The sequence below is a fragment of the Leptolyngbya subtilissima AS-A7 genome (assembly GCF_039962255.1).
GTDB lineage: Bacteria > Cyanobacteriota > Cyanobacteriia > Phormidesmidales > Phormidesmidaceae > Nodosilinea.
The window spans coordinates 128,922-153,592 of record NZ_JAMPKY010000005.1 but is presented as its reverse complement, the minus strand read 5'-3'; the positions used below and the strand labels follow the sequence as shown (position 1 = coordinate 153,592).

The window sequence follows — 24,671 nt, the reverse complement described above, 5'->3', positions numbered from 1 at the left end:
AAGCCTAATTCTGCCCCACAAACTCAATACTGGCCAGATGCAGCTTGCCCTGAGAAACTTGATCAAACACCAACTCGACACTCGCCAACGCCGCTAGATCCACGCCTGCAAACTGCCCCAGAGGAATGCGCAGGGCGCTGGGGTAGAGAGGCGCTGTAGCTCCGTGGGTAGGGTCAGCCTCAAACTGCGGCAGAGCAGGCACCATAGAGAGAATTTCAACCCGTGCAGCGTTCCCCTGGCGATCGCGCAGCACCACCGCAAACGCTGGTTGCCCTTGGGGTAGCGACCAAGATGGGTCAGGGGCAAGACGCAGTTCAAGGCTAGTAAAGTCGCTGACGTTGACACCCTCCAACGGCACCTGCAGCGATTCTGTAGCGGCATCCCACCCTAGCGTGAGCAGGGTCGGAAAGTGGGGATAGGGCCGCGAGGGCTGCTGGCAATCGGTTAACAGTTCGCAGAAGGTTGCCTTTAGCCCAGCGGTGAGAATAGATGCCGGAGTATTCTCGGCCTCAAACACGGTGTAGCGTTCGGCATTGGGAGACACGAGAGTGGTAAGTACCGGCTGGCCAAACAGCTCCGCTGGGGCTACTCGATCAGGAGCCATGCCCACCTCAGCGAGGGCTGCCTCCCCAGAGGCAGGCCAGGCGGTGCGCAAAAACGCCTGGGTATACTGAGCAAGAAAATTTTCTTGGGCCACCCGCGATAGGCGATCGCGCGATCGCTGCGGGTTGCACAACGGCCCATTGTTGGGTCTGCGGTAGTAGTCATCCTCCGCCACAGCAGCGTTGAAATAGTTGTGGTTGGCCCCCGTCAGCAGTAGCCCCACAACCGGCGTTGTGCGGGGCTGCTGGCGGGCCATTTCGACGTAGTAGAGGCTGCTAAGGTCAAAAATGTCGCGATCGCATCCCCCAGCGATCACCGCCGTCGGCACATCGGGTAGCTGATAGGCCTCGGGGCGTTGGGCCATGGGGTAGCTGCGCGTAGGGCTAATCAGCACCAAGGCCGACGGGCTGAGGCCAGAGACGGTTCTGCCTTGCAGAGCGCTGAGGGCCGCTGCGCCACCGCCCATAGAGTGACCCACCATCGCCAGACGAGTCGAGTCAACCCGTCCAGTCAGAGAAATTTCAAAGCCGGCATCATCCCCTTGGTGGGCCAGGGCCAGGCGGGTTAGGTGGGCGTCAATAATTTGGCCGCTGCGCTGGTCAGCAAAGTCGTTGCGGGTGTCAGCGGTGGCCCCGTAGGTTTCGCTAAAGGCCGCATTTAGATTAGGCATCAGCACGCCGTAGCCCGCTTCAGCCAAAGACTGAGCCAGGTAGGCAAAGCCCAGATCAAAGCGAGGTTCAGGGTCACAGGGCCACTGGCTAGTAGCCTCGGGCTGAAAATGGCAGCCGGCATGGCGACCATGGAGTACCACAACCCAGGGAATAGAGGAATCGCCGGGAGGGAGGGCGATCGCCCCAGTCAGCGCCAGCGGCATGGTGTCAAATTCATCCCCGCTCTGGGCCAGGTTAGACATCCCCAAATCGTAGGATTTCACTAAGGGGAAATCGGCCAGATCAGGGGTGAGATCAGCATTAGGGGGCGGCAAGAATGCCAGGCCCGGTACCAGTATTCCCCCCAAGCTCAGCGCCAGCGTGAGCATTGTCAGAGCTAAAAACCTTCTGACATCTCTAATTTCCCCGCGTAGGGGCGCAGCATGCTGCGCCCCTACAGCACGTGAGGTGTCAATCGAAGCTATTGCAGCGCGATTTGGCCAAGGATACCGACATCGCAAAACGGCTCTACGACGAGTTTTTTGCCATCGCAGAGCCATCCAAACTTGCAAAACGCGACCTGACCTAGTAGCCGTAGCTCCAGCGGGCTCGGTAGCCCCGCACGTCGATGTGGGTAAACACTGAAGAGCTGGCCAAGCCGCCCCGGCTGCCCCACCAGCCGTTGAGCCGCGCATACACGTCATAGCACCGCACGCCGGGCACCACAAAGTCCACCGCGTCGCCTGATAGGTGACGCGACATCGAGGCTCCGCCGACCGCTGCGTTGGTAGCCGGGTCACGATACCAGGAATTAATCTTTAGTGGCTTATCGCCGTACATCTTGCGAATTTCTTCCATGGCATCGGCCACTTTCAAAATGTTGTAGATGACGCCGGCGTTGGCGGGGCGACGGTAGGCCCCCGTAGAGCGATTGACGTGCAGAGCCTCGCCCCAGGTAAAGTTGCCCCGCACCCCGTAGCGGTTTTTAGGCTGAATCGGGTCGTTGGAGTAGTAGGTGCCCGTAAACCCAGGGAAGCTCATCGCCACGCCCCGATCGGCTGGGTTAGTGGGCTGCCCTGGCCCTTGGTCACTGGGACGGTTGCCAAGCTCGGTGCCCGAAATTTGAATATCAGGCACATAGGCATGCCAAGACGTGCGGTTTTGGGGGCCGAGAAAGGCGCCTTGCAGGGCCACCCGCACATGGTTGCTCTCGGGCTGAGCGTAGGAGTTCAACAAGAACACCGTGCCCTTCTTCACCAGCACCTTATCGGCATCAGAGAGCTGGCTAGCTTGCACTGGCCGAGCCTTAAAGATGGTGTCGCCTGTAACCTCTAAGGTCTGACGGTTGCCGTCCACCTTGGTGTCGAGGCTGTAGACATACCACTTGGTGTTGACTTCGGCCCCCGCGATCGCATCAGCGAGTTCAATCTCGTAGTGGTCGCCTGCCGCTGGCTTAAAGGCCAGCAGACTTACCTGCGTGCCGTTTTTGACAAACAACTTCTGCGACTCGCTCAGCTGCGACGATATTTTAGGCTCGGTCTTAAAGAGGGTATCGCTGATCACCCGTAGCCGAACGCCAGTCAGCACATCAATGTCTGGGGTGTAGACATACCAGGTGCGATTGGTTTTATCGCCCAGGGTGGGTTCGAGCAGCTGCACCTGCCAGTGGTTTTTGCCTACGTCGATGTAGTACTGAATGTTAAAGGTCGTGCCGTTGGTGACCAGCACCTTCTCGGCATCGGTCAGCTCGTTGGCCAGCTTGGGCTGGAGCTTAAAGTAGGTCGTGCTCTTAACTCGCAGCGCCAGGTTCTTGGCTGGTTCGGGAGCGGGTTCTGCTCCTGAACCAGGCTCTTCGGGCGAGGTGTCGCCGCCTATGGGGAGTGGGGTTTCTCCCTCAGGCGGTGGAGTCTGGCCGCCACTCGAGGAGCCAGCCTGCTCTGGCTCTGGCCCGCCAGTTCCTACCGACACCGTCATGGCCAGGGGCGAATCCGATCGCAAAAACCACTCCCGCATGCCTTCCACATTCAGCACCCGCTCGTTGGGGTTTCCGGCAGAGGGGCGCTTCTGAATGCGGGAGATCCACTGGTTTCCCTGCATCAAGTAAAAAGCTTCATCGGTTTCCTTAACCCAGGTACCCATGGTTTAACTCCCGTAGACACAGTGCAGTGCTGGCCCATGCAGAGATGGCCACCTAGCTATGAATATTAGAATCTAAAAGCCGTTGTGGTGCAGTTTTGTCGCCAATACACCAGGTTTGTTACCCAAAGCCGTTACCAACGGCGCGCTAGAGGAGGATGACCCCAAGATGTGGGCACTCAAGTCAGTGCGCCCGGCCTCTAAAAACCCGAGGGCGGATAGGTCTAGGCTAGCATTGCCCCTATTGCCCCTCAGGTGGCCCCAGCTTTGGTAGATCAGCGGCAGGGCACTACTGCCAATTAGCAAGGCGATCGCCAAACTCAAGGCCCCATCCACCCAAAACCAGTGGAACAGCGCCATACACAGCGCCCCCACGATTACCCCCACCGAGCTCACCAGGTCGGCCACCACATGCAAAAACGCCCCGCGCCGGTTCAGCGACTCATCGCCCTGGCCGTGCAGCAGCCAAACCCCAAATCCGTTAATGCCCAAGCCCACCAGAGCCGTTCCTAGCATTGGCCCGCTGACCAAGGCCACAGGTGGCGCACTTAGGTGCTGCCAGGCCTCTAGAGAGATCAACCCCGCCATGGCCAGCAGCCCCAGCCCATTTACCAAAGCCGCGATCGCTTCCAGGCGCGGCTGCCCCGGTCGAGGGCGGGCCAGCGTCAGCCGGGTCAGCCAGCTCGCCGACAGCGCCAGGGCGATCGCCCCCACATCCGTTAGCATGTGCCCCGCGTCTGACTGAAGTGCCAGGCTGTGGCTCTGACTGCCCACCAGCCATTCCACCACCGCAAACCCCAGCACTACGCTAAGGAATAGGCCCAACCGTTGGCGATCGACAGCATCCAGACCACAGCGACAGGCAAACGGCGACGTTGGGTGAACCGAACAAACCATGGGTAAACCGTAAATCTAGGCAATTTTCATAGCATCTTGGCATGCTTCCAGCATTCTGGGCGCATCAATAGACACTTTCCCCATTCCCCTAGCCTACCCCTCATCCCCTGCCTACTCACCCTCTACTCCCCTAAACCCCATCGACGGCTTCCCCTCCAGATCCAGAGAATCTTCTGCCGATCGCTCTCGAGCAAGCCCAAGCGCACCTGGTTGATCACCCTCTGAATCTAGCCGTCTATGGAAAAGGTCGCCCAATGGGCGACCTAAACTTAGGTTTGGGATAGCTTACTGTTGAGTCGAGCCGATGACTGTTCTCAAACTGCTGCTTGTGCGTCACGGTCAGTCGGTGGGCAACACCGAGGGCCGAATGGAAGGATGCAGCTCTACCGGGCTAACCCCCCTGGGCGTTGAGCAGTCGCGACGGTTGGGCCAACATCTGGCCACTACCGGCTGGCATCCTACCCACATCTATTGCAGCCCCTTGGCACGCTCAACCACCACTTTGGCAGAAATAATCAACGGCCTGGGGAAAGAGGCTTTTCAGGCTGTTAATGAACCGAATTCAGCCCCACAGGCTGCGATCGCAGGAACGCTCCAAGCCTTTGGTCAGACAGTGCCCGTGACCCTGCTGGATGACCTCAGAGAATACGACGCCGGCATCTTTACCGGTCTGACCTGGGCTGAAGCTTGCGATCGCCATCCCGACCTCTGCCACCAGCTCGAAACCAGCCTCGACTGGCAGCCCATTCCGCAGGCTGAAACCCTAGAGCAGGGCCACAACCGAGCCCAGCGGGTGGTGGATGGGCTGATCGAGCGTCACCGCAACGGCGATCGCGTTCTCGTCGTCGGCCACCACTGGATTTTGCAGCATGTGATTGCCTGCCTGATGGGCTGCGATCGCGCTTGGGGGCTGCCCATGGCCAACACCGCCCTGTTTGAGTTTTGGATCGATCGCGATCGCTGGCCCCAAACTGGCCCCAACCGCCTCAATAGCGAACTGTGGCGCATCAGACGCTTCAACGACACCAACCATTTACACCATCCGCACGGACGTTAACCCCACTCACCCACCTGCTCCGCACCCCCTTTTACTGCCGTGCCGATATACATCACTCGCATATCCTCATCGAAGCGCGCCTCAAACTTGCCCGCCGTCTGATACAGCCGATAGGCCGCCACCACTTCCCTCACCGTGCTGCCAAACATATTGAAGCCAGCCATCTTCACTTCCCCAAAGCCCGCCTGGGCCAGCATGGCGCGCAGCTCATCGGGGGTGATGAACTTCTCCCAGTCGTGAATGCCCACCGGAATCTGGCGCAGGATGTTCTCTAGCAGCCAGATCATGACTAAGCGCGATCGCGCCGTGCGGTTGATCGTGTCAAAGCAAAACAACCCGCCAGGTCTCAGCACCCGGCTGATTTCCTGCACCGATTTCAGAGGGTCGGCCACATGCTCTAGCACATCCACACAGACCACCACATCAAAGGCAGCTGCCTCAAAGGGCAGCGCTTCTGCCACGCCCTGGCAGTAGGTAATCGGCCAGCCCTCCGCCTCGGCATGGGTCTGAGCTGCCGCAATACAGCTGGCCGACTGGTCTAGCCCCCACACCTGAGCCTGTTGGTGAGCCAAAAACTCGCAGGTAAAGCCCCCGCCACAGCCCACATCCAGCACCCTCAGCTCTTTCCAGTGGGGTATGACCCGATCAAAATATTTGAACCTCAGTGGATTCAAGCGATTGAGCGGCGCAATGGTGGCGGTTTCGTCCCACCAGTGGGCAGCCTGCTGATCGTAAAAATCGAGGTTGTTGCGCTGTCGTCCCAAAATTACTTTCCTAAAAACTCCACTACCGGCATGCAAAAGCCCCGTCCACTGTAGGCATTGCTAGAACTGAATCTGAGCATCCAAAATAAACGCGTCCGTCAGCTGAGACACCCCAGCCGAGCTAGCCGGTTGCAGGCGTAGACGCTGCCGCACTACGCAACCCACCAAATCATCCACCGCGCTGCTGCCCGTGCCCTGTAGCAACCGAACGTTGGAAATTTCGCCGTTAGGCTCCACCCGAATTTGCATTTGCACCGAGGCAGCCGGAACTCCCGCCAGCAGCGCGTCTAGGTTGGCAAACCCACAGCTCGATGCCAAAGGCCGCATGGCAATGGCGCTGGTATTTAACAGCTGGGGAGCCGTTTCAGGAATATCCCTGCCATTGGGATCAAGGCGAAGACCCACGGGCACCACCTGTCCGCCCTGTCCTTCAGCTCCACCCGGTGCGGCATTCCCTGGGGGTGCCGACGGTGGCGGCGCAACGGGGGCAGGATTCTCCACCCCAGGCGAGCCCTCTGCTCCTGGCGGTCGGCTGACCTCCGGGGCGGGCACCACTGGCTCTGGACGGGGGGGAGCTGAAGCCACAGGTGGTGCCGATGTCGCTGGAGCGGGAGTAGGCTGAGGGGCTGGTGCAACCGGCGGACTATCCACTGGAGGAGCCGCTGGCTGAGGGGCTGGTGCAACCGACGGTTCTGGCGTCGGGGGCAGGGGGGTAACAGACGGAGCCTCTGCGGCTGGGACGGCTTGAGCCGCTAGGGGCGTAGCGGCATCTGTCGATGGCACTGCTGCGATCGAGGCTTCAGCCAAGGATGCGGCACCTGTGTCTTCAGCGGTCGGTCCAGGGGCAGCCTGCTCGGCAGACAACTCCACTAGCTGAATGGGTAACGGAGCCACTTCGCCCTCGGGCAGGGTAGGGGTTTGAATAGCAAGAGTCCGTACCATGCCCAGGGCCAGGCCGTGGGTTAGCACTGAGGCTACAGCGGCCACTGGCCACAGCAGCTTGGGGTCGCGGTGGCGGGCAAAGGTCGTCAGAAATGGAGAGTTGGCCATAGCTAGCGATGCCCTCGCTAGGGCAGACCAAAGGCAGTATCAGCGTTGTCGAGCTGTAAATAAAACGATTCTCTAGATCGTACCCCTTGAGCAGGGAGAGAAGGGTATATTGACTGCTAAGGCGATGGCCAACGTCCGGTTAAGTGCTGCGCACTCGCTCCGCGAACGGCAGCGCTGGCAGTAGTTGTGTTTGCCGCAGAGGCTCATGGTACAGGCCGACCCAAATATTTCTCCCCTTTCGGCCTCGGCAGCACCCCAGCCGCACGTTCGCACAGCCACTTTGCGCGACCTCGATCGCCTTACCGATGTGCTCACCGCCAGCTTTTATGATCGCGATGGCTGGCGGCAGTGGGTATATCCCTTCATTCGACTCGGCATTTACGAAGATCTAAAGCAGCGACTCAAGGCCCAGTCGCCTCGCTACGCTTGCCTAGCTGCCGTCGCTATCCCCACCGCAGGTTCTATTGCAAGCAATGAAGAGGCAGTTGCTGGCACTGTTGAAGCCTCGCTACGCCAGCCCTGGCCCTGGCAGGGCGATCGCCATGTCTACATTTCAAATCTGGCTGTAGATCAAACCTTTAGGCGGCAGGGCGTTGCTCTTACCCTGCTGCGATCGTGCGAACAGGTGGCGCAACGGTGGGGTATCCGTGAGCTGCAACTCCACGTCATGGAAGACAACTTGGCAGCCCGAGCGCTTTACCGCAAGGCCGGATTTTCAGTCGTGCAGACCGAAGACTCACCAGCCTCGTGGCTAGGGCTACAGGCCCGTCGGCTGATGATGCATAAAACCCTACAGCTGCCGACTCATCCAACCAAGCCCTAGTCCAACCGGGCAACTTCACAGAAACATCAAGCTACAAGCAGAGAAATTTATCCCTACTTCAGCGTAGCTAAACACTTCACGGAGGGTCTGGTAGGCGTTTACCCTAGAATGAAGGCCTGGGCACCTCTGTAATCAGAGCACCCAAAAAGAACCCAAGACTGTAGCTAATTGAGCTGTTGTCGCTACTATGTGACGGGGATGATCTCCAATTTTGAGCAGAATATTCCAGGACCTAGATACGGGAGTTCTCTGCACTCCCCTGGATTTTCTGCGGCATCTCGGCCTATGCGTCCCTACGCCGTTAGCCCAGTGGATAGCCTGTCAAACCCATTTTTTGAGTCTGGCCTGCTGTCAGAGGAAGATGACATTCTGGCTAGGATTCGCGGCGGCGAACTGTGGGTTGTCAACAGCCGCCGTCGCAACGGTTTGATTATCCACAAAGAGTTTTACACCGAATTTGCTGGCCCTGGTGCCGCCGTGGGTGGTGGCTTGGATGCCGATTGCCGAGCCGTGATTCCCCTGGGCAGCCTGTCGCTAATTTCTCCCGAGTCAGCCGAGGCCCAGCAAAAAGCCCTCAAAATTCGCCTGCAGTGGGTGCGGCTAACCCAGAATTTTACCGACAAGCCGGTGCCCATCGATCGTGCCCAGCTCATCCTCGAACAGTTCAAGAGCTACTTTGACCAGAACATTGTCGATAACGTGCCCGACGAGGCCTTTGCCCTGCTAGTAGGCGTGCTTCCCTACACCGTTCGCCGCGCCCGCGCCCTAGTGTAGGGGCAAATGGCATTTGCCCAACTACATTGCTGGTGCTGGACAGGATTTCGGCGGAGAATCCTACAGCTGCTGCATGTGAGCTAAAGTTCGCTGATTCTCCGCCGGAGTGCCGATAGTAATTCTTAGACCGCCGCCCGTGTGGCGCACCAGCGTTCCCTGCCTGCGCAGACAGTTGAACCAGCGCTCTAGCTCTGCGTTTGGGGATTGGCCAGAGGGCACTGGCAGTCGCCCGTAGAGAAAGTTGGCGTCGCTGGGCCAGAGATGTAAGGGGGTGTGTTGGGCGATCGCCGCCGCTAATTCCCGCCGCTGCTGCTGAATCTCAGGCACCACCGCCAATAGCTCCTGCCGGTGAGCTAGAGCCAGTTGAGCCGCCGCTTGGGTGAGGCTGGGCAGGTTGTAGGGCAGTCGCACTTTCTCAAGCGCTTGAGTCAACTCTGAGCTCGCCACTGTATAACCCACCCGGTAAGCCGCTAGGCGAAAGGCTTTCGAGAAGGTTCGCATCACCACCCAGTTGGGCCGAGGCAGCACCTCAGCCACGGTGGTTTGCTGGCTGAATTCAAAATAGGCCTCATCCACCACAACCAAGATCTCGGGAGGCAAAGATCTGAGCCAATCCAACTCTGCGGCGGTGAGGGCGTTGCCCGTGGGAGAGTTGGGGTGCACCATAAACACAACTCGCACCGGCAATTCTGAGGGAGAGTCGATCGCCTGCTGCGCCGCCGCCAGATCCACCTCAAAAGTTTCCTCGCTCCGCTCCACCGTCACCACCGGAATGCCTAGGGTGCGGGCGAGAATGCCGTACATCGAAAAGGTGGGATTGGCTACCAGCACCGACCCTTCACCCCCAATGCAGGTGGCGATCAGCAGCGAGCGAATCAGTTCGTCAGAACCATTGCCGACGGAGATATGAGCGGCGCTAACCGCGGTTCCGCTGGCGGATTCGGTGACGTACTGGGCGATCGCGCTCTTCAACGCCCCATGCCCACCGTCGGGGTAGCGGTTGGCGGCGACATCGTGGTGCAGGTGCCAGGCCAGCTTTTCTTTGAGCGCCTCAGGCAGGTCGTAGGGGCACTCGTTGGTATCAAGAATGTCGAAACTAGCTGGGGATGGGTCGTCTGCCGACTCAACATGAGGGGTATAGGCCGTCAGTTGAACCACCGCCGATCGCAAAAAGGGCAAAGCCATGAAGAACGCAAGTGCAGTAACCCCCCCATTATTGCAGAGCCGGTGGGGCGGCTAGGAAGATGGGCATTAGCGGTATACTTTTGCCAACCTGGCTCCCCTAGTGGCGTTTCATCGGTTGCTTTTGATCCAGGGGAGTACACTGAGAGGGATAGGCACTCAGCCTCTACCCGCTGCAAAATCAAGGCCAGAGCCGCAGACCACCATGCTAGACGCACTGATTATATTTTCATTTATCCTGGCCGGGGCGGGCATTGGGTTCTACAGCATTGATCTGCTGCCCCAGCCGATTTTGCAGCAGGTCACCAATATTGAGGCGCTGGGTGCGGTAACCGCCGTGTTCGGTGGGCTGATTGGCACTGGCTTGGGCTTGGTCATGCAGACCAGCTACCGCCGTCTAGAACGCCAGGTTAAAGAACTACCGCCCGATCGCATTCTCACCCGCGCCGTGGGTCTGGTGCTGGGCCTGCTAATCGCCAACCTGATGCTGGCGCCGTTGTTTTTGCTGCCCATTCCCTCAGAGTTTGGCTTTATTAAGCCGATGACGGCGGTACTAGGCAGCGTGCTGTTTGCGGTGTCAGGCATGAACCTAGCCGATACCCACGGGCGATCGCTGCTGCGCCTGATCAGCCCCAGCACGCTGGAGTCAACCTTGGTGGCCGAGGGCACCCTCAAGCCCAGCAAAACCAAGGTGCTTGACACCAGCTGCATTATCGATGGCCGCATCGAAGGGTTAATGGAGACGGGCTTTTTGGAGGGGCAGCTGCTGGTGCCCCAGTTTGTGCTGCAAGAGCTTCAGAATGTGGCCGATGCCAGCAATGACCAAAAGCGCGATCGCGGTCGGCGTGGGCTGGATGTGCTCAACCGCATTCGCGAGTCCTACCCCAACCGCCTGTTGATCAACTCCGTCGACTACGACGACATCCCCACCGTGGATGCCAAGCTGGTGAAGCTGGCCCAGGAACTCAACGCCATGTTGCTCACCAACGACTACAACCTCAACAAAGTCGCCAGCTTCCAAGATGTCGAAGTCCTCAACATCAACGATCTAGCCCAGGCTATTCGTCCTGCCTATTTGCCCGGTGACGACATTGACCTGAAGATTCTCAAAGAAGGCAAAGAGCCTTCCCAGGGTGTGGGCTACCTGAACGACGGCACCATGGTCGTGGTCGAAGAAGGCCGCGACTATATTGGCGAAGAGCTAGAGGTGGTGGTGACAGGGTCACTGCAAACCTCCGCTGGGCGGATGATTTTTGCTCGCCCCAAGACCTCTATAGTGGCCTCCTAGGCCGGACTGCAATAGGGTACGATCAGCATCGGCTTTTATTACCGCTGCCATGACTGCCCGCATTGAGTTGACTGACGCTGCCCCACATCAAACCCTGACTCTTGAATTCCCTGACGATGGGGTGGCGCTGCGGGGCCGGGTGCGGGTGCCGGGGGATAAGTCAATTTCCCACCGATCGCTGATGCTAGGAGCGATTGCCAAAGGTGAAACTCGCATTCAGGGCCTGCTGCTGGGTGAAGATCCGCGCAGCACCGCCGCCTGCTTTCAAGCCATGGGCGTTACCATGTCATCGCTTGAAGACGAATGGGTAACGGTGCAGGGAGTGGGTTTAGGCAATTTGCAAGAACCGGCGGACGTGCTCAACGCCGGAAATTCAGGCACCACCCTGCGGCTGATGCTGGGGCTGCTGGCGTCCCACCCCGATCGCTATTTTGCAGTCACGGGCGATGGTTCACTGCGATCGCGCCCCATGGACCGGGTGATTAAACCCCTCAGTCAGATGGGCGCAGAGATTTGGGGCCGGCAGAACAACCGCCTTGCTCCCCTAGCGGTGCGGGGGCAGTCTCTTAAACCCATCCACTACCGCTCCCCCGTGGCCTCCGCCCAGATCAAGTCCTGCATTTTGCTGGCCGGGCTGCTGACCGAGGGCGAAACCACTGTCACTGAGCCCAGCCTGTCGCGCGACCACAGCGAGCGTATGCTGCGAGCCTTTGGGGCCGACATTGCCGTAGACGCCGACACCTGTAGCGTCACCGTGCGCGGACCAGCCACCCTCACCGGGCAAACCGTGGTGGTACCTGGCGACATCAGCTCGGCTGCCTTTTGGCTGGTAGCTGGAGCCATTACCCCCGGCTCCGATCTAGTCATTGAGAATGTGGGCATCAACCCCACTCGCACCGGCATTCTCGACGCCCTAGAAGCCATGGAAGCCGACATCACCTTAGAGAATCTGCGTGAGGTTACCGGAGAACCCGTGGCCGATCTGCGGGTACGCCACAGCCGCCTTAAGGCCACCACTTTGAGCGGCGATCTGATCCCCCGCATGATCGACGAGGTGCCGATTTTGGCGGTGGCAGCTCTGTTTGCCGAGGGCACCACGGTAATCACTGACGCCGAAGAATTGCGGGTGAAGGAGTGCGATCGCATCGCCGTTATGGCCAGCCAGCTTGCCCAACTGGGTGCCCGCGTTGAAGAACACCCCGACGGCCTCACCATCTATGGTGGCACCCCCCTCACAGGGGCCGTCGTCGACAGTTACACTGATCATCGAGTCGCAATGAGTCTGGCGATTGCTGCCCTGCGAGTCAAAGGCTCAATGCAGGTACAGCGGGCCGAAGCGGCAGCGGTTTCCTACCCGAGCTTTACCGCTACCCTAGCTGAGCTTTGCGGATTGAGCCTGGACTGAGCTAAGTTCATGCCGAAATCATGACTTAGACCGTTGCCCTGGGCACACTCTAAGCAAGCCCCAGAGGCCAAGCCCCAGAAGCAATTTTAGGGCTCGACGTTCAAGCAACCGATGTGGCAACCGTTGAAAAACTTTGTCAATAGCCTTACCACCTATATGGCCCTCAGCCCCGACATGGTCGCCCGTCAACGGGTGAACCAGTGGCTGCGATCGCGCCGATGCCTCACCTGCGACGAGTGGTACCGCTACCATTGGACCCCGCCAGCAGTGCGTCGGCCTCTGCCCAAACCGCTGATTGACTTTGTCTACCAGCAGCTCACCGCCTACTCCGGCCTCGAAATCGGCTGCGTAAAACCCAGCGATAACCTGGTTGACGATCTGTCGTTTCCAGCGGTGTGCTGGTTTGACTGGAGCCTCACCCTCTGCGAAGACTTCTACGAAACTTTTGATCTCGATATCAGCGAGTACTTCGACGAAACCCAGCTGTTCACCTGCGCTGATTTAGTGAATTTTTTAGAACAGCAGTTGGAGAGTCGGAAAGATGAAGAGATGGAGTAAATAGGTGGATGAGGAAGACAGAGATGCTTAGATGTCTGCCTTTTACCTTGCTCTCTCCCCTTATCGTCCTCACCTCCCCATCTCCTGATCGTCCAACCAGCGGTTTGAATTAAAGTGAAAGGGTAGCCTACAGCGCGCCGTCGAGATAGGCGTAAGGATCTTCCCCATGAGTCTGAAAGACCGCATCAGCGACGACATCAAAACCGCCATGAAGGCCAAAGACAAGGTGCGCCTAGAGACGGTTCGCAGCATTAAAAAAGTGATTCTCGAAAAAGAGTCTTTGGTGCGCCCCAGCGGACAAGATGAGCTTACCGCCGACCAAGAACTAGAGGTGCTGACCCAGCTGGCCAAACAGCGCAAAGACTCAATCGAGCAGTACCAAAAAGCCGGGCGCGACGAGCTGGCTGCCCAGGAAGCTGAAGAACTAGCCATTATTGAAGAATATCTGCCCCAGCAGCTCAGCGATGCCGAAGTCGAAGCCGTCATTGACGATCTGATCGCCCAGACCGGGGCCTCGTCGCCCAAAGATATGGGTAAAGTGATGGGACCAGTCATGCAGCAGCTCAAAGGCCGCGCCGATGGCGGCAAGGTGCAGGCTTTAGTTAAGGCCAAACTAGCGGGCTAGAGCTGAGTTTAAAGCCTCTTAATTCCCCGTTTGTGGAGGCATAGGGCGATCGCTTACAAGAGACCTAGCGATCGCCAGACCCCTTAAAACACTTTGCATAACCTTTTGGAGATGTCTATACAGTGGGCTGTTGGTTCTGGCTTTGCAGCTTATAGCGCAGCTCGGCTAGATAGTCATCGCCACCAATCAGGTGCTCGTCATAGTTGCGCTGCCACACCGACTGCCCCAGCTGGTTTAGCCGTAGGTTAATGCGCTTGGCCGCTACCGCTTTAAAGCTGGCAATAAATGACGACAGCAGCCAGGGTTTTTGGCCTTCGTGGAGGCCGGTTAGCCCAGCACCAACTGTAGCTGGCACTTGCAAAAAGACAACGCTTTGTAGGCTAGTGGGGGTGATCGTCCAGACATCAAGGTCGATGCCTTTGCGGTTGGCGGCAGCTCGTACCCACTCGTCGGCCACAATCTGGCCGCAGTCGTTGAGGCACAGCTGACCCTGCCTATAGTCGCCCAGTAGCGGCTGCTGCTGAAAGGTCGAAAGCCTGATCAGGTAAGGCTTAGGCGCAGCGGAATGAGTCAAAATATTTGCCCTCGAAGCAACTGTGGCGTAGGCGTTATTGCGTAGACTCATGAGCGCCAAACCATGAAAGCACCAGTACCCTAAGTCTTCCCAGCCGACTCGGGCCAGTATCAACGTTGGGGATGAAGTTACGGTGTTGTTGCGGCTGGTCTACAGGCCATCGCTCAAGGCTTGGATGAGTTTGTCTAAATAGCTATTGATGAGCTGAGCTGAGGTTTCGGGTAAGGTAGCCAGAACTTGAGCTTGCAGGCAGCGATAGGCGGCGATCGCAGAGTCTTGTTTATGCAGGGCGCGGGTAATGTTCTGCATCCACATCACATACTCTTCCATAAAGCCGTCCGGGTCATCGAGCAGAACGGCTTTAGCAATGCACTCTAGGGTATAGAGCATGTCGCGCTGACACTTGGCTCCGTGGACCTGCACCACCTCGCGATAGGAACCCACCATGAGCTGGCGCAGGGCGTTGAGTACCAGGGTTTTACCGTCTGCTCTCAGGCGGGTATAGGTCTTAAAACGTGTATCGAAGGACGCCACAAACTGGGCTAGGGGCCGTAGTTCTGAATCGCTTAGGTACCGACCCTCAGACTCCCGAATGGAGTTGAGCAGAATGTGGTTCATAACCGTGGGAAAGTGCGTTGACCCCAACAAATATCGCCCTAAGTTGCTCCCAAAGTTGCAAAAGGTAACAATCGGAAACGGTAGAGAGAGCAGGCTGTGCTGACATCAATTGTTCTTTTCAGGCGGATCTGGTTGGTTAATAATGTCGTTGATGACGTTATCAACTGCCACGGTGAGGCGGTAGGGAATGACATTCTCTGATTGAGATACCACCACAATCTCGTAGTAACCTGACTGGGGCAGCTCTCCAGCCCAGGTGTTTTGTTGGGCATCGGCCAGAATGTGGGTCAGTTCGTCGGTAGGCACCGGCACGTAGAGCGAGAGGCGGGTACTCTCCGGTGGGGCTTGCAGGTTTAGTCGAAGCAACTGCTGAGCGGTGAGATTGACAACATAGATCTGGCCATGGCCAGGGCTAAGATTGCCTTCCTGCTGCTGGTTGAAGGTGCCCTGCTCGAAGGTAACCTCGGTCAGGTTTTCGCCAGATTCCATGGCGTTAACTTGGTCTTGGGCCAGCGCAAACCAGATTTGGTCAACAGCGGTTTCGACAAAGCCCTCCCTTTCCCGCCCTGGAAACAGCTGGCTAAAGCGGGCGTCAGCTAAATCATAGAGGGCGTTGCTGCTGACGTAGAGGGCATTAACCTGCTGCTTCCAACGATCGCTGTCGGTGGGGTTATAGCGGCCTAGCTTGCTGCGGGCGTCAGTGCTGAGGTTGGCTTCGATCAGGTTTAGATTATCGGCGGCGATCGCATCCCACGCCGCCCGCAGGGGCTCATCCTGGGGCTGATCGGTAAGCTGGGTGCCCTGGCGATCAGGGTTTTGTTCATAAAACAGTTGGTCGGTCAGGCTGGTGACGTAGGACCAGTCAACGCTGAGGGCGACGGCGCGATCGCGCAGGGCCTGTTTGCGATCGCGCTCGGCCTCGCTGAGGTTGGGATTGCTGGTATCACTGCCGCCAGGCGAGACGACTTCGGAGCTAGCCCCCCCAAACTGGCTCAGGGGGTCGAGCCACCACCACAGCCCTCCGGCGACTCCCACCAAAACCAATAGCCCCGCTAAGGCCGGCCAGCACCCCGGCGATGTTTTTTGCACCGGCACCGCCCGAGGCGGCGGAGCCACCGTGGCCGTGGGGTCGTGGGCCATGGGTGGCGCATAGGAAGCCGCTGGGGCGACCGCCATCGTGGGCGCTAGCCTTGGCGGTTCGGGTTGGGGCGGTGGCACCGTGGGCTGCATGCGAACGGGCATGGGCTGCGACCAGGTCGCTGAGAGCGCGTCGGGGTGGGCCAGGTTGAGGGCAGCCAGCGCCTGCCCCGCCGACTGGTAGCGATCGCTCGGATCGTGAGCCGCCAGCTGAGTCAGCACCTGGCTTAGGGTAGCCGATAGCTCAACCTGCTCTGGCCAAATCCAGCGATCGCGGCGATCGTCGTAGAGGGCGTCGGGGTCTTTGCCCGTCAGCAGCACCAAGGTGGTCATGCCCAGAGCGTAGAGATCGGTAGCCGGGCTCACTTGACCTGATTCAAGCTGTTCTTCGGGGGCATAGCCCACGGTGCCCAGGCGAGTGATGGTGCCATCGGCGGCCTGGTAGGGCTGGGCGACCCCCAGCTGATAGCGCACATTCACCACCAGCTGCTTCACGCCGCCAAAGTCGATGAGTACCGGCCGACCGTCGGCATTGCGCTGAATCAAGTTGTCGGGCGAAATATTGCGATGCACGATACCTATGCTGTGCAGGTATTGCAGCAGCGGCAGCGTTTGCATCAAAAACTGCACCCCCTCCGCTTCGCTAAAGCTCTCACCCACGGCGCGGCGGCGATCGAGCAGTTCTCGGTAGGTGGGGCCTTCGACGTAGTCTTGCACCAAAAACAGCCGTCCCTGATCCCTCAGCAGTTCACGAAACCGAGGCACCTGGGGATGGTTGATCTGATAGAGAATGCTAGCCTCGCGCTCAAACAGAGTTTGGGCTTTATCCAAAGCCAGCTTGCCGGGCACCTGAGGGTTAAACTCCTTCAGCACGCAGAGTTCTTGAAATCGGTGGGTGTCTTCGGCCAGGTAGGTATCGCCAAAGCTGCCCCGACTGAGCTGCCGCAGCACTCGGTAGTGGCCTCCGAGCAATCGTTCTCCCTGTCCTGCTTCAGCCATAGGTGCGTACTGCTGAACCCAGCTATCTAGTGTTGCGTTCGATGCATCTGTCACAGATTAGCGCAAACCCGCACTATTTCTGTGAACGGCTAAAGTGGGTCACCCCTGGCGGAGCTGGGCATTGGTGCACCGCTGCTCAATTCCGCTCGGGCCACCGACTCGGCTGTAACGTGAGCCAATTCGAAGCGCATTTCTAAACACAGAAATCTGAGTTACTCCGGCGCTGTCGCGGCTCCACAGTCGGCAACAAGCCCATCGAAAGGCATTAAGTTCCTGGTTCTAGGGTGCAGCAACGAGGGAATAGCTCTCGCCCCCAAGACAAAAAGACCCCTGAGTTAGCTATCCTCAGGGGTCCGAATCAGGGTGCATCTACCGCTCCAATCTCCTAGAGCGATCGCTAAATCCCGGGGAAATACCTAGAGTTCACGGTTACTTGAAACAAAGTGGCTATGATCCAATGGCTGTGTGAATTGTTGACGTTTGCCCTATGGCTAGCCCTGTGACCTCCTCTAGAATCGAAGATTTTCCCGCCCATGCCCCTACTGCGGGGGCGGCCCTAGCGCCGGGAGTGTACATCGTCGGGGCGGGGCCGGGCGACCCAGAGCTATTGACGGTTAAAGCCCAGCGACTGCTGAGCCAGGCAGATGTGATTCTCTACGCCAACTCTCTCGTACCTCAGCAAATTTTGGCTTGGACCCGTCCCGACGCCGAGCGCATCGGCACTGCCACTATGACCCTGGAAGGTATTTTGCCGCTGATGGTAGAGCGGGTACGGGCGGGAAAGTCGGTAATTCGACTGCAATCGGGCGACCCTAGCCTCTACAGCGCCATTCACGAGCAAATCCAGGCGCTGGCGGAAGCAGAAGTGCCCTTTGAGGTGGTGCCGGGCATTAGCGCCTACCAGGCGGCGGCGGCGAAGCTCAATGCCGAACTGACGATTCCGGGGCTGGTGCAGTCGATCATTCTCACCCGAATCAGCGGGCGCACCCAGGTGCCCGAGGCGGAGGACTTGGCCTCGCTGGCGGCCCACAAGACTAGTCTGTGCCTCTACCTCAGCGCCCGCCATGTGGAAGAATCTCAGGCACAACTCTTGCAGCACTACGAGCCAGATACCCCAGTGGCCATCTGCTTTCGCATCGGCTGGCCCGATGAGCAGCTTTTAGTAGTGCCCTTGTCAGAGATGGCCAAAACCACCCGCGAAAAAGACTTGATTCGCACCACGCTCTACATAATTAGCCCAGCGCTGCGAGGGCAGAAGGTCAGGTCACGCCTTTACAACCCCGGCCACACCCACCTATTTCGCCCCCGCAACGGCTCAGCGGCTCCTTCAGACGCTACCCAAGATGCTGTGTCGCCTCAGCCTTGACCAGGGAGAGTTCTGGGCTTAGAGTATCTGCATGAAAAATTTATGTCTCTAGGGTTCCGGTTTGGCTAATGGGTCAAACGCCTGGTCCGAGAGAGGCAGGTTGGTGATGGTCAAAGACCGGCCCCTAAAGGGCCATCGCTAACTACACGGCGGGACAAAAGCCCGGGAGAATTCTAGGAGTTGAACCATTCAACTTCCGTGGTTTTCCTGGGCTTTACTATACTCACCCTGGGAATCGCGTTTAGTGTAGTGCTCAGTGCAATCCTGCGAGGCGTTCCGATGACCACCGACCCATCCAATGACCCTGTATTTCAAAGCCCGAACGGCAACTCGACCGAGGCCCAGCGTGCCCTAGAGATGGAAGCCCGCCTACCCATGACGGGCTGGCAGCAGGAAGTTTCCCAGGGGCTAGAGTATGGCCTAGAGGCAGCGGCGAGCATTCGCGATCGCACCATCCCTACCTTCTCTCGCGGTGAGCTGCCCCACTACGCGGGCATCAACACCTTCTTAAAGGCACCTTACATAGAAGATGTGCGCCGGGTGGGCGAGTTTGACGTGGCGATCGTCGGCATTCCCCACGACTCGGGCACCACCTATCGCCCCGGCACCCGGTTTGGCCCCCAGGGCATTCGCCGCATTTCAGCCCTCTACACCCCCTACAACTTTGAGATGGGGATTGACCTGCGCGAGAGCATCACCCTCTGCGACGTGGGCGATGTGTTCACCATTCCGGCCAATAACGAAAAATCCTTCGACCAGATTTCTAAGGGCGTGGCTCACGTGTTTGCCTCGGGGGCGTTCCCAATTTTGCTCGGGGGCGACCACTCCATTGGCTTCCCGACGGTGCGGGGCATCTGTCGCCACCTGGGCGACAAGAAAGTCGGCATCATCCACTTCGATCGCCACGTTGACACCCAGGAGACCGACCTGGATGAGCGCATGCACACCTGCCCCTGGTTCCACGCCACCAACATGGCCAATGCTCCAGCCAAAAACCTGGTGCAGATGGGCATTGGCGGTTGGCAGGTGCCCCGCCAGGGGGTGAAGGTGTGCCGCGAGCGGGCCACCAACATTCTCACGGTCACCGACATTACCGAAATGGGCCTCGACGCCGCTGCCGATTTTGCGATCGCCCGCGCCACCGACGGCACCGACTGCGTTTGGATTAGCTTCGACATCGACTGCATCGACGCGGGCTTTGTGCCCGGCACCGGCTGGCCCGAACCCGGTGGCCTGCTGCCCCGCGAAGCCCTCTACTTGCTCAAGCGCATCATTCAAGAAACCACTGTCTGCGGCATCGAAGTGGTGGAAGTCTCACCCCCCTACGATGTCAGCGACATGACGGCGTTGATGGCCACCCGCGTGATCTGCGACACCATGGCCCACCTAGTGAAGTCGGGTCAGCTGCCCCGCCGCGAGAAGCCCAGCTACATCCATGAGGAAGCGAACATGAGTGTGGATGAGCCTTGGCAGTAAGTGAACTAGCTCTAGCGTCAAGAGTTCATTAGGTCAGGAGGATGAGGTGGTGAGGATGGTGAGGTGAAAGAAAGCAGCCCTCCCCACCTCCTGACCTCCTCATCTTCCTCATCTCCTCACTTTTTACTTTCCTGCCATGCATGAAACCGACATGACTAAGGCCCTGATTCTCACCGTGCGCGACTGGTGGGAGGTGCAGCCTGGGCAGCCCGCGATCGAAAAAGTTCACCTGACCGTGGGCAAGTTCACCTGTGTGGAGCCGGTGGGCCTACAGTTTGCCTTTGAGGTGCAGACCAAGGGCACCTTTCTGGACGGGGCCGAGCTGGTAATCAACGAAACGCCGCTGGTGGCCTTTTGTCACGACTGCCAGAGTGAATATCGGCCTGAAATTGGTTTGCAATACGCCTGCCCCACCTGCAAGTCGCCGATGGGCGACATTCGCTCAGGGCGCGAGCTAAAGATCGATCGGGTAGAGTATGCAGAGGCGATCGCCCAACCGTAGGGTGCATTCGCGCAGCAATGCACCATCCAAAGTCTCGCTATAGCGACCGAATTATCTAGAATCCCTCAGCAGCCCTCTCCCCCAGCCCCTCTCCCAGAGGGTGAGGGGAGCCGGATATCCAAAATTCCCAATTCAAAAATTGTTCCCCCCATGCACCAAACCTTTGACGCTGCCTTAGGAATCGATCTGCTCCACGTCAACCAGGCGGGGGCCGACCATAACCGCACTCACTTCGACGCCTGGGGCATCACCTGCATGAACATCATGAGCAGCCCAGGGGCGGGTAAGACGGCGCTGCTGGAACGAACCTTGGAAGGGCTGCACCAAAAGCTAGCGATCGCCGTCATCGAAGGCGACATGACCACCGAACTGGATGCCGATCGCCTGCGCCAGTACGGGGTGCCGGTAGTGGCGATTAACACGGGGCGATCGTGCCATTTAGACGCCAAGATGGTGGCCGGTGGCATTCACACTTTAGAGCACCAGTACGACCCGAATGCCCTCGATCTGGTGCTGGTCGAAAACGTGGGCAACCTGGTCTGCCCCGCCGAATTTGAGGTAGGCGAACACGCCAAAGTCGCTCTGCTGAGCATTACTGAGGGAGAAGATAAGCCCCTCAAGTATCCGATCATGTTTCAAGAGGCCGACTGTCTGCTGATCACAAAGGTAGATTTGGCTCCCTACCTAGACGCGAACATAGAGCAGATCGCGGCCAACGTGCGGCAGATGAATCCCCACTGCACGATTATTTCGGTTTCGGCTAAGACCGGCGAAGGATTAGAAGAATGGTTTGGGTGGGTGCGATCGCGCGTTCAGGCGTCCCCTTTGACCAAAACCCATAGCCACGCCTAGGCTGCACCGCTGCGCGCATGCACCCGTTGTTTGTGCTCCCCATCGAGAGTTAAAAATTGAAATACCTGGCAGGCCGCTAGGACGGCCCCAGCAGTCGCCGCATGGCACCGCCAACCACCCGCTTCATCTGCTGGTTACGTCGCCAGCGCTGAAATTCTTGGCGGTAGGCGTATTCAGTGGGGCGATAGACACGCCAGGCATTCCAGCTAACCTGCAACGCCCAGGGACCAAGGATTAGATAAATCAACCAGTTCCAGAGCCAGCCACCAGTTACGAGTTGAAACACCAACACAAAGCCAGCGGTGATCAAAAACTGGGTTAGACCGTGCTGAAACCGCTGCCGGCGCTGGCTATCGAACAGCCTTTGGTCGGCAAGCTCGTACTTTTTCATATCCCACTCGCGCTCGGCGGCGGCTATGGTGTCGGCAGAGATACCCAATTCATCGGCAATTTCTAGCAGCTGGGTGCGGGAAAGCTCACCTGACTCGGTTTGGCGGGCGATCGCTATACTCAAAATCTGCTGAGCATCCTCAGCCTGGTATAAAAACTCACCACTGTTGGTGTAAGCATCCGTCGCCAAATCTGCCATCGTCACCTTCTCAGCCGAGATTCCCTTCTTTCTTATAAACAAAAAGCAAAGGGTTTGGTGGTCGGTTGCGGTACGGGAAACCTATTGTCACAGACTCGAGCGATCGCAGGTTGCTGGCTCGCATCAACAACCTTGACCAGAGTTAATGGCCAAACAGCCTGATTTGATATGGTTGGAGATCTCTGCCTTGGGCTAAGCATACGGGCCTGTCAACCGGCAATCAGCGGCCCATCAGTTGCCAGTCGTTGAGGAGAACGCTCATGCTGTCAAAATTGTTGGGAGTCATGGTCGGGCCTTGGGCTGCCACCACTTGGTCTGGGGCAGCGATCGCCATCCCGCTCAACCTCAATCGCCCTGAGGATGCGCTTCAGGTATTTCGCAAGTTGCTTTGCTCGGTGGAAGACGGCAAAACTGTGTATTTTGTCTGGCAGGGTAAGGTTTTTAGCCGCCGGCCCGGAGAAGCCGACCGCCATTTGTTTAATGTGCAAGGTGTGAGTACTCGCGCCTGCACTTCGCTAACGTCTGAAACCGGTGCGGCAGGATTTCGGCAAGTCACCCGAGAAGTGATGATCTACCTTGACCCTGAAACGAACGCCCTTCTGAACACCTGGGAAAACCCTTGGACTGGGGAAACCACGACCGTACACCCAGTAGCCAACGATCCCGTCAACTCTTCCCCGTTTTGGGTCGACACCACTGGGCAACGCCTTCAGTTTCAAAGTTTTGGTGACACAGACCTCCTCTTCTTCACGGTGACGTTGCCCTTGTTCTACGCCGATCCGTTAGGAGGGGATTATCAAGACTACGTTGGTGGCCATTACCATGCGATGGAAATGTTCACCTTTTCGGCCCGGCGATCGCACCTACTGGCCTCAGCAGATCAGGACATAGACGATATAGCTGTCAGCTGGAATCGCATATCTCCCTGGCTACCCTGGATGAAAATGGGAGGGCACCCCGGCGAACTCGTGGTGCATGCGGCCGGCACCCGTGTAGGCACGTGGCAACAGTTACCCGAGCCCCTGCGGAGCCAAATTGCAGATAACTTTGCTCTCTATCAAACCCCGCCCCCTCTAGACGACAATCGCCCCAACCAAACTACCTGGACCAACTTTCGCGACTTTTTAGACGGTCAGCCTTGAGCTGAGTGCTGCGCTGCCCAGAAAAGTCACCCAGAGTTGGCAAGCAGCCTTGAATTTTGGGAATGCTAGCGATCGGATACGCATCTTAACCATCGGAGTGTGCACTATGACTCAACTGGTCCCCATCCGCTTAGAGGATGGCACCGAGATCTACATGGAGGCCACCGATGACGTGGTTACTCCCGACTCGGCCCCAATCCTCGACTCCTCTGGCGAAACCACCCGCACCGCTAAGGGATGGAACAGCGCCAACCAAGCCGTTCAAATTCAGGCAGCTCAGAGCTTCAAGGCCATTGAAGGCACCATTCGCACCTACACCAGTCACACCATGAGTGCCTTCAAAGACATGGCCACCGCCAACGTCGAAAAAGTCACCCTAGAGTTTGGCCTTAAGGTCGGCGGAGAGGCAGGCGTTCCCTATGTTACTAAAGGCACCGCAGAGAGCAACTTGAAAATTACCGTAGAGTGCTCGTTCAACTAAACTGCCTTTAGAACTAGAAATCATCGTCACCCAGCCGGGTTTCGGCCAAAATAGCTAGCTTTTGTTGGCTACCCTGGCAGAAACCCGGTTTTTGTTGTGCCAATTCTGGGCCGATGTATAATGATCTGATGTATAGGTCTTAGAAATCACGGATTTCTTCTGCATCTTGTTTACTGTTAATGGGATGCAGCAGGCCGTAGGTCTCAGGATATCTGGCGATTCCCACAGCAGATCGGTTACTGGATCGCTCTTGGGAAACCTACCATTGCGTTACCCTTCCCTTAGGCTGGGTTTGATCGTCTTTAAGACCGTTCCTGAAAATCTAATTAACACCACCACAACAAGGGAATGAGATCTTGCAGGGATTGACGAGGGAAAAACCTATCTTAATCACCTGTTGCGCTGCCGGTGGTGCGCTGTTTATTCTGACGCTGCTGGTCAAAACCGGCACGGGAACAACGCCGTCGCTGCCGCCACCCCCTCCCAGCGCAGAAAGTCTCAACGTTCAGACCGTACCGGTGCCGTCGCCGCCCACTGCTGGCCAAGATTTACAGCAAGACCGCTTTGAGCGCGATCTAAACCGGCAGCAAGATCTGGTGAACAGTTTACAGGACGAGCTGCGCGCCCAGGAGAATCTGGCCGATGACCTCAAGGCTCAGCTTGAGCGCCAGCAGGCCGAAACCGAAGCGGTGATGGAGCAACTCGACACCTACCAGACGGCGGTAGAGGAGATGACCTCTCAGCAGGTGCGGCTGATTGAGTCAATACCACGCAGCAACGAGACTCAGACCATGCTGCTGTGGGGCATTTTGGGTCTGTTTATGCTGCTGGTCTTAGGGGGTGGCACGGCCTTTGCCATCATTGCCCTGTGGCTCATGCACCTTCAACGGCGTACCCCGCAGCCTCCCCAACCGATGATGTATCCGGTGCGCATGCCGCCCAATCCCTACTTCTATTACGAAAAGCAGCCCCTACCGCCGCCTGCCCAGCCGCAGCCCTACATACAGTACGACGTTAGACCCTATGAATAGGGCTACGTCCCTGCAACGGCTCAGAGATACAGAGGGTTTAAGGTTCCCGGTGTAAGGTTTAAGGGGTATTACAACGCCTTGGCCCTTTGCTG

Annotated in this window: 24 protein-coding genes and 1 riboswitch; of the genes, 14 read left to right on the top strand and 10 right to left on the bottom strand. The window is 58.0% G+C overall.

Annotation, left to right across the window (positions count from 1 at the left end; translation table 11 throughout):
- Positions 1–4: 4 nt before the first annotated feature.
- The 3 genes from NC979_RS12405 to NC979_RS12395 all read right to left on the bottom strand — a co-directional run bounded on the left by NC979_RS12405 (position 5) and on the right by NC979_RS12395 (position 4,286).
- Positions 5–1,642: an alpha/beta hydrolase family protein gene (locus NC979_RS12405; protein ID WP_190521758.1), complete on the bottom strand. Its 1,638-nt coding sequence runs from the start codon at positions 1,640–1,642 to the stop codon at positions 5–7.
- 196 nt (positions 1,643–1,838) lie between these two features.
- Complete coding sequence (locus NC979_RS12400; RefSeq protein ID WP_190521756.1) at positions 1,839–3,392, bottom strand: D-Ala-D-Ala carboxypeptidase family metallohydrolase; 1,554 nt, start codon at positions 3,390–3,392, stop codon at positions 1,839–1,841.
- Positions 3,393–3,464: 72 nt separating this feature from the next.
- Positions 3,465–4,286: a cation diffusion facilitator family transporter gene (locus NC979_RS12395; RefSeq protein WP_190521754.1), complete on the bottom strand. Its 822-nt coding sequence runs from the start codon at positions 4,284–4,286 to the stop codon at positions 3,465–3,467.
- Between the two features lie 304 nt (positions 4,287–4,590).
- Between NC979_RS12395 and NC979_RS12390 the strand changes: the two genes are divergently transcribed.
- Positions 4,591–5,343, top strand: a complete 753-nt coding sequence (locus NC979_RS12390; RefSeq protein WP_190521752.1) for a histidine phosphatase family protein — start codon at positions 4,591–4,593, stop codon at positions 5,341–5,343.
- Here the strand turns inward: NC979_RS12390 and ubiG are convergent.
- A complete protein-coding gene (gene ubiG, locus NC979_RS12385; protein WP_190521750.1) occupies positions 5,340–6,107 on the bottom strand; it encodes a bifunctional 2-polyprenyl-6-hydroxyphenol methylase/3-demethylubiquinol 3-O-methyltransferase UbiG in 768 nt (255 codons plus the stop codon). The genes NC979_RS12390 and ubiG overlap by 4 nt on opposite strands.
- Positions 6,108–6,167: 60 nt before the next feature.
- Complete coding sequence (locus NC979_RS12380; protein ID WP_190521748.1) at positions 6,168–7,157, bottom strand: hypothetical protein; 990 nt, start codon at positions 7,155–7,157, stop codon at positions 6,168–6,170.
- 205 nt (positions 7,158–7,362) lie between these two features.
- Between NC979_RS12380 and NC979_RS12375 the strand changes: the two genes are divergently transcribed.
- Positions 7,363–7,980, top strand: a complete 618-nt coding sequence (locus tag NC979_RS12375) for a GNAT family N-acetyltransferase (RefSeq protein WP_190521746.1) — start codon at positions 7,363–7,365, stop codon at positions 7,978–7,980.
- 285 nt (positions 7,981–8,265) lie between these two features.
- Positions 8,266–8,754, top strand: a complete 489-nt coding sequence (locus NC979_RS12370; protein WP_190521744.1) for a hypothetical protein — start codon at positions 8,266–8,268, stop codon at positions 8,752–8,754.
- 60 nt (positions 8,755–8,814) lie between these two features.
- Here NC979_RS12370 and NC979_RS12365 read toward each other — a convergent pair whose 3' ends face one another.
- Positions 8,815–9,939 carry a histidinol-phosphate transaminase gene (locus NC979_RS12365; protein WP_190521742.1) on the bottom strand — a complete coding sequence of 375 codons (1,125 nt, stop codon included), beginning with the start codon at positions 9,937–9,939 and terminating at the stop codon, positions 8,815–8,817.
- A gap of 202 nt (positions 9,940–10,141) precedes the next feature.
- On the opposite strand from NC979_RS12365, the gene NC979_RS12360 reads away from it, so the two are divergent.
- The 4 genes from NC979_RS12360 (at position 10,142) to NC979_RS12345 (ending at position 13,812) form a co-directional block, all read left to right on the top strand.
- Positions 10,142–11,224, top strand: coding sequence for a PIN/TRAM domain-containing protein (locus NC979_RS12360; RefSeq protein ID WP_190521740.1), 1,083 nt, complete (start codon positions 10,142–10,144; stop codon positions 11,222–11,224).
- 49 nt (positions 11,225–11,273) lie between these two features.
- Entirely contained in the window at positions 11,274–12,629 is a 1,356-nt protein-coding gene (gene aroA / locus NC979_RS12355) for a 3-phosphoshikimate 1-carboxyvinyltransferase (protein ID WP_190521738.1), read from the top strand.
- 111 nt (positions 12,630–12,740) lie between these two features.
- Positions 12,741–13,187 (top strand): hypothetical protein, encoded by a 447-nt coding sequence (locus tag NC979_RS12350; RefSeq protein ID WP_190521736.1) that lies wholly within the window; start codon positions 12,741–12,743, stop codon positions 13,185–13,187.
- A gap of 166 nt (positions 13,188–13,353) precedes the next feature.
- Complete coding sequence (locus NC979_RS12345) at positions 13,354–13,812, top strand: GatB/YqeY domain-containing protein (RefSeq protein ID WP_190521734.1); 459 nt, start codon at positions 13,354–13,356, stop codon at positions 13,810–13,812.
- 115 nt (positions 13,813–13,927) lie between these two features.
- Here NC979_RS12345 and NC979_RS12340 read toward each other — a convergent pair whose 3' ends face one another.
- From NC979_RS12340 to NC979_RS12330, 3 genes are all read right to left on the bottom strand, one after another.
- On the bottom strand, positions 13,928–14,437 hold the full coding sequence (locus tag NC979_RS12340) for a hypothetical protein (RefSeq protein ID WP_190521732.1): 510 nt from the start codon (positions 14,435–14,437) through the stop codon (positions 13,928–13,930).
- A gap of 99 nt (positions 14,438–14,536) precedes the next feature.
- On the bottom strand, positions 14,537–15,004 hold the full coding sequence (locus NC979_RS12335; RefSeq protein ID WP_190521729.1) for a globin family protein: 468 nt from the start codon (positions 15,002–15,004) through the stop codon (positions 14,537–14,539).
- A 105-nt stretch (positions 15,005–15,109) separates the two neighbouring features.
- On the bottom strand, positions 15,110–17,140 hold the full coding sequence (locus NC979_RS12330; RefSeq protein WP_190521727.1) for a serine/threonine-protein kinase: 2,031 nt from the start codon (positions 17,138–17,140) through the stop codon (positions 15,110–15,112).
- A 499-nt stretch (positions 17,141–17,639) separates the two neighbouring features.
- Between NC979_RS12330 and cobM the strand changes: the two genes are divergently transcribed.
- From cobM to hypB, 4 genes are all read left to right on the top strand, one after another.
- A complete protein-coding gene (gene cobM / locus NC979_RS12325) occupies positions 17,640–18,506 on the top strand; it encodes a precorrin-4 C(11)-methyltransferase (protein ID WP_431191060.1) in 867 nt (288 codons plus the stop codon).
- 37 nt (positions 18,507–18,543) lie between these two features.
- Positions 18,544–18,677: riboswitch (guanidine-I (ykkC/yxkD leader) on the top strand.
- Between the two features lie 108 nt (positions 18,678–18,785).
- On the top strand, positions 18,786–19,982 hold the full coding sequence (locus tag NC979_RS12320; protein WP_190521725.1) for an agmatinase family protein: 1,197 nt from the start codon (positions 18,786–18,788) through the stop codon (positions 19,980–19,982).
- Between the two features lie 136 nt (positions 19,983–20,118).
- Positions 20,119–20,484, top strand: a complete 366-nt coding sequence (gene hypA, locus NC979_RS12315) for a hydrogenase maturation nickel metallochaperone HypA (RefSeq protein ID WP_190521723.1) — start codon at positions 20,119–20,121, stop codon at positions 20,482–20,484.
- A 150-nt stretch (positions 20,485–20,634) separates the two neighbouring features.
- The gene (hypB, locus tag NC979_RS12310) at positions 20,635–21,336 is read left to right on the top strand and encodes a hydrogenase nickel incorporation protein HypB (RefSeq protein ID WP_190521721.1); all 702 of its coding nucleotides are present in this window, start codon (positions 20,635–20,637) and stop codon (positions 21,334–21,336) included.
- Positions 21,337–21,412: 76 nt separating this feature from the next.
- Here the strand turns inward: hypB and NC979_RS12305 are convergent, their stop codons facing one another.
- Complete coding sequence (locus NC979_RS12305) at positions 21,413–21,925, bottom strand: 2TM domain-containing protein (protein ID WP_190521719.1); 513 nt, start codon at positions 21,923–21,925, stop codon at positions 21,413–21,415.
- A 260-nt stretch (positions 21,926–22,185) separates the two neighbouring features.
- Here NC979_RS12305 and NC979_RS12300 point away from each other — a divergent pair, with 260 nt between their 5' ends.
- From NC979_RS12300 to NC979_RS12290, 3 genes are all read left to right on the top strand, one after another.
- Complete coding sequence (locus tag NC979_RS12300; protein ID WP_190521717.1) at positions 22,186–23,067, top strand: DUF1838 family protein; 882 nt, start codon at positions 22,186–22,188, stop codon at positions 23,065–23,067.
- A 106-nt stretch (positions 23,068–23,173) separates the two neighbouring features.
- Entirely contained in the window at positions 23,174–23,548 is a 375-nt protein-coding gene (locus tag NC979_RS12295; RefSeq protein ID WP_190521715.1) for a CU044_2847 family protein, read from the top strand.
- Between the two features lie 356 nt (positions 23,549–23,904).
- Positions 23,905–24,579 carry a hypothetical protein gene (locus tag NC979_RS12290; RefSeq protein ID WP_190521712.1) on the top strand — a complete coding sequence of 225 codons (675 nt, stop codon included), beginning with the start codon at positions 23,905–23,907 and terminating at the stop codon, positions 24,577–24,579.
- Positions 24,580–24,671 lie beyond the last annotated feature (92 nt).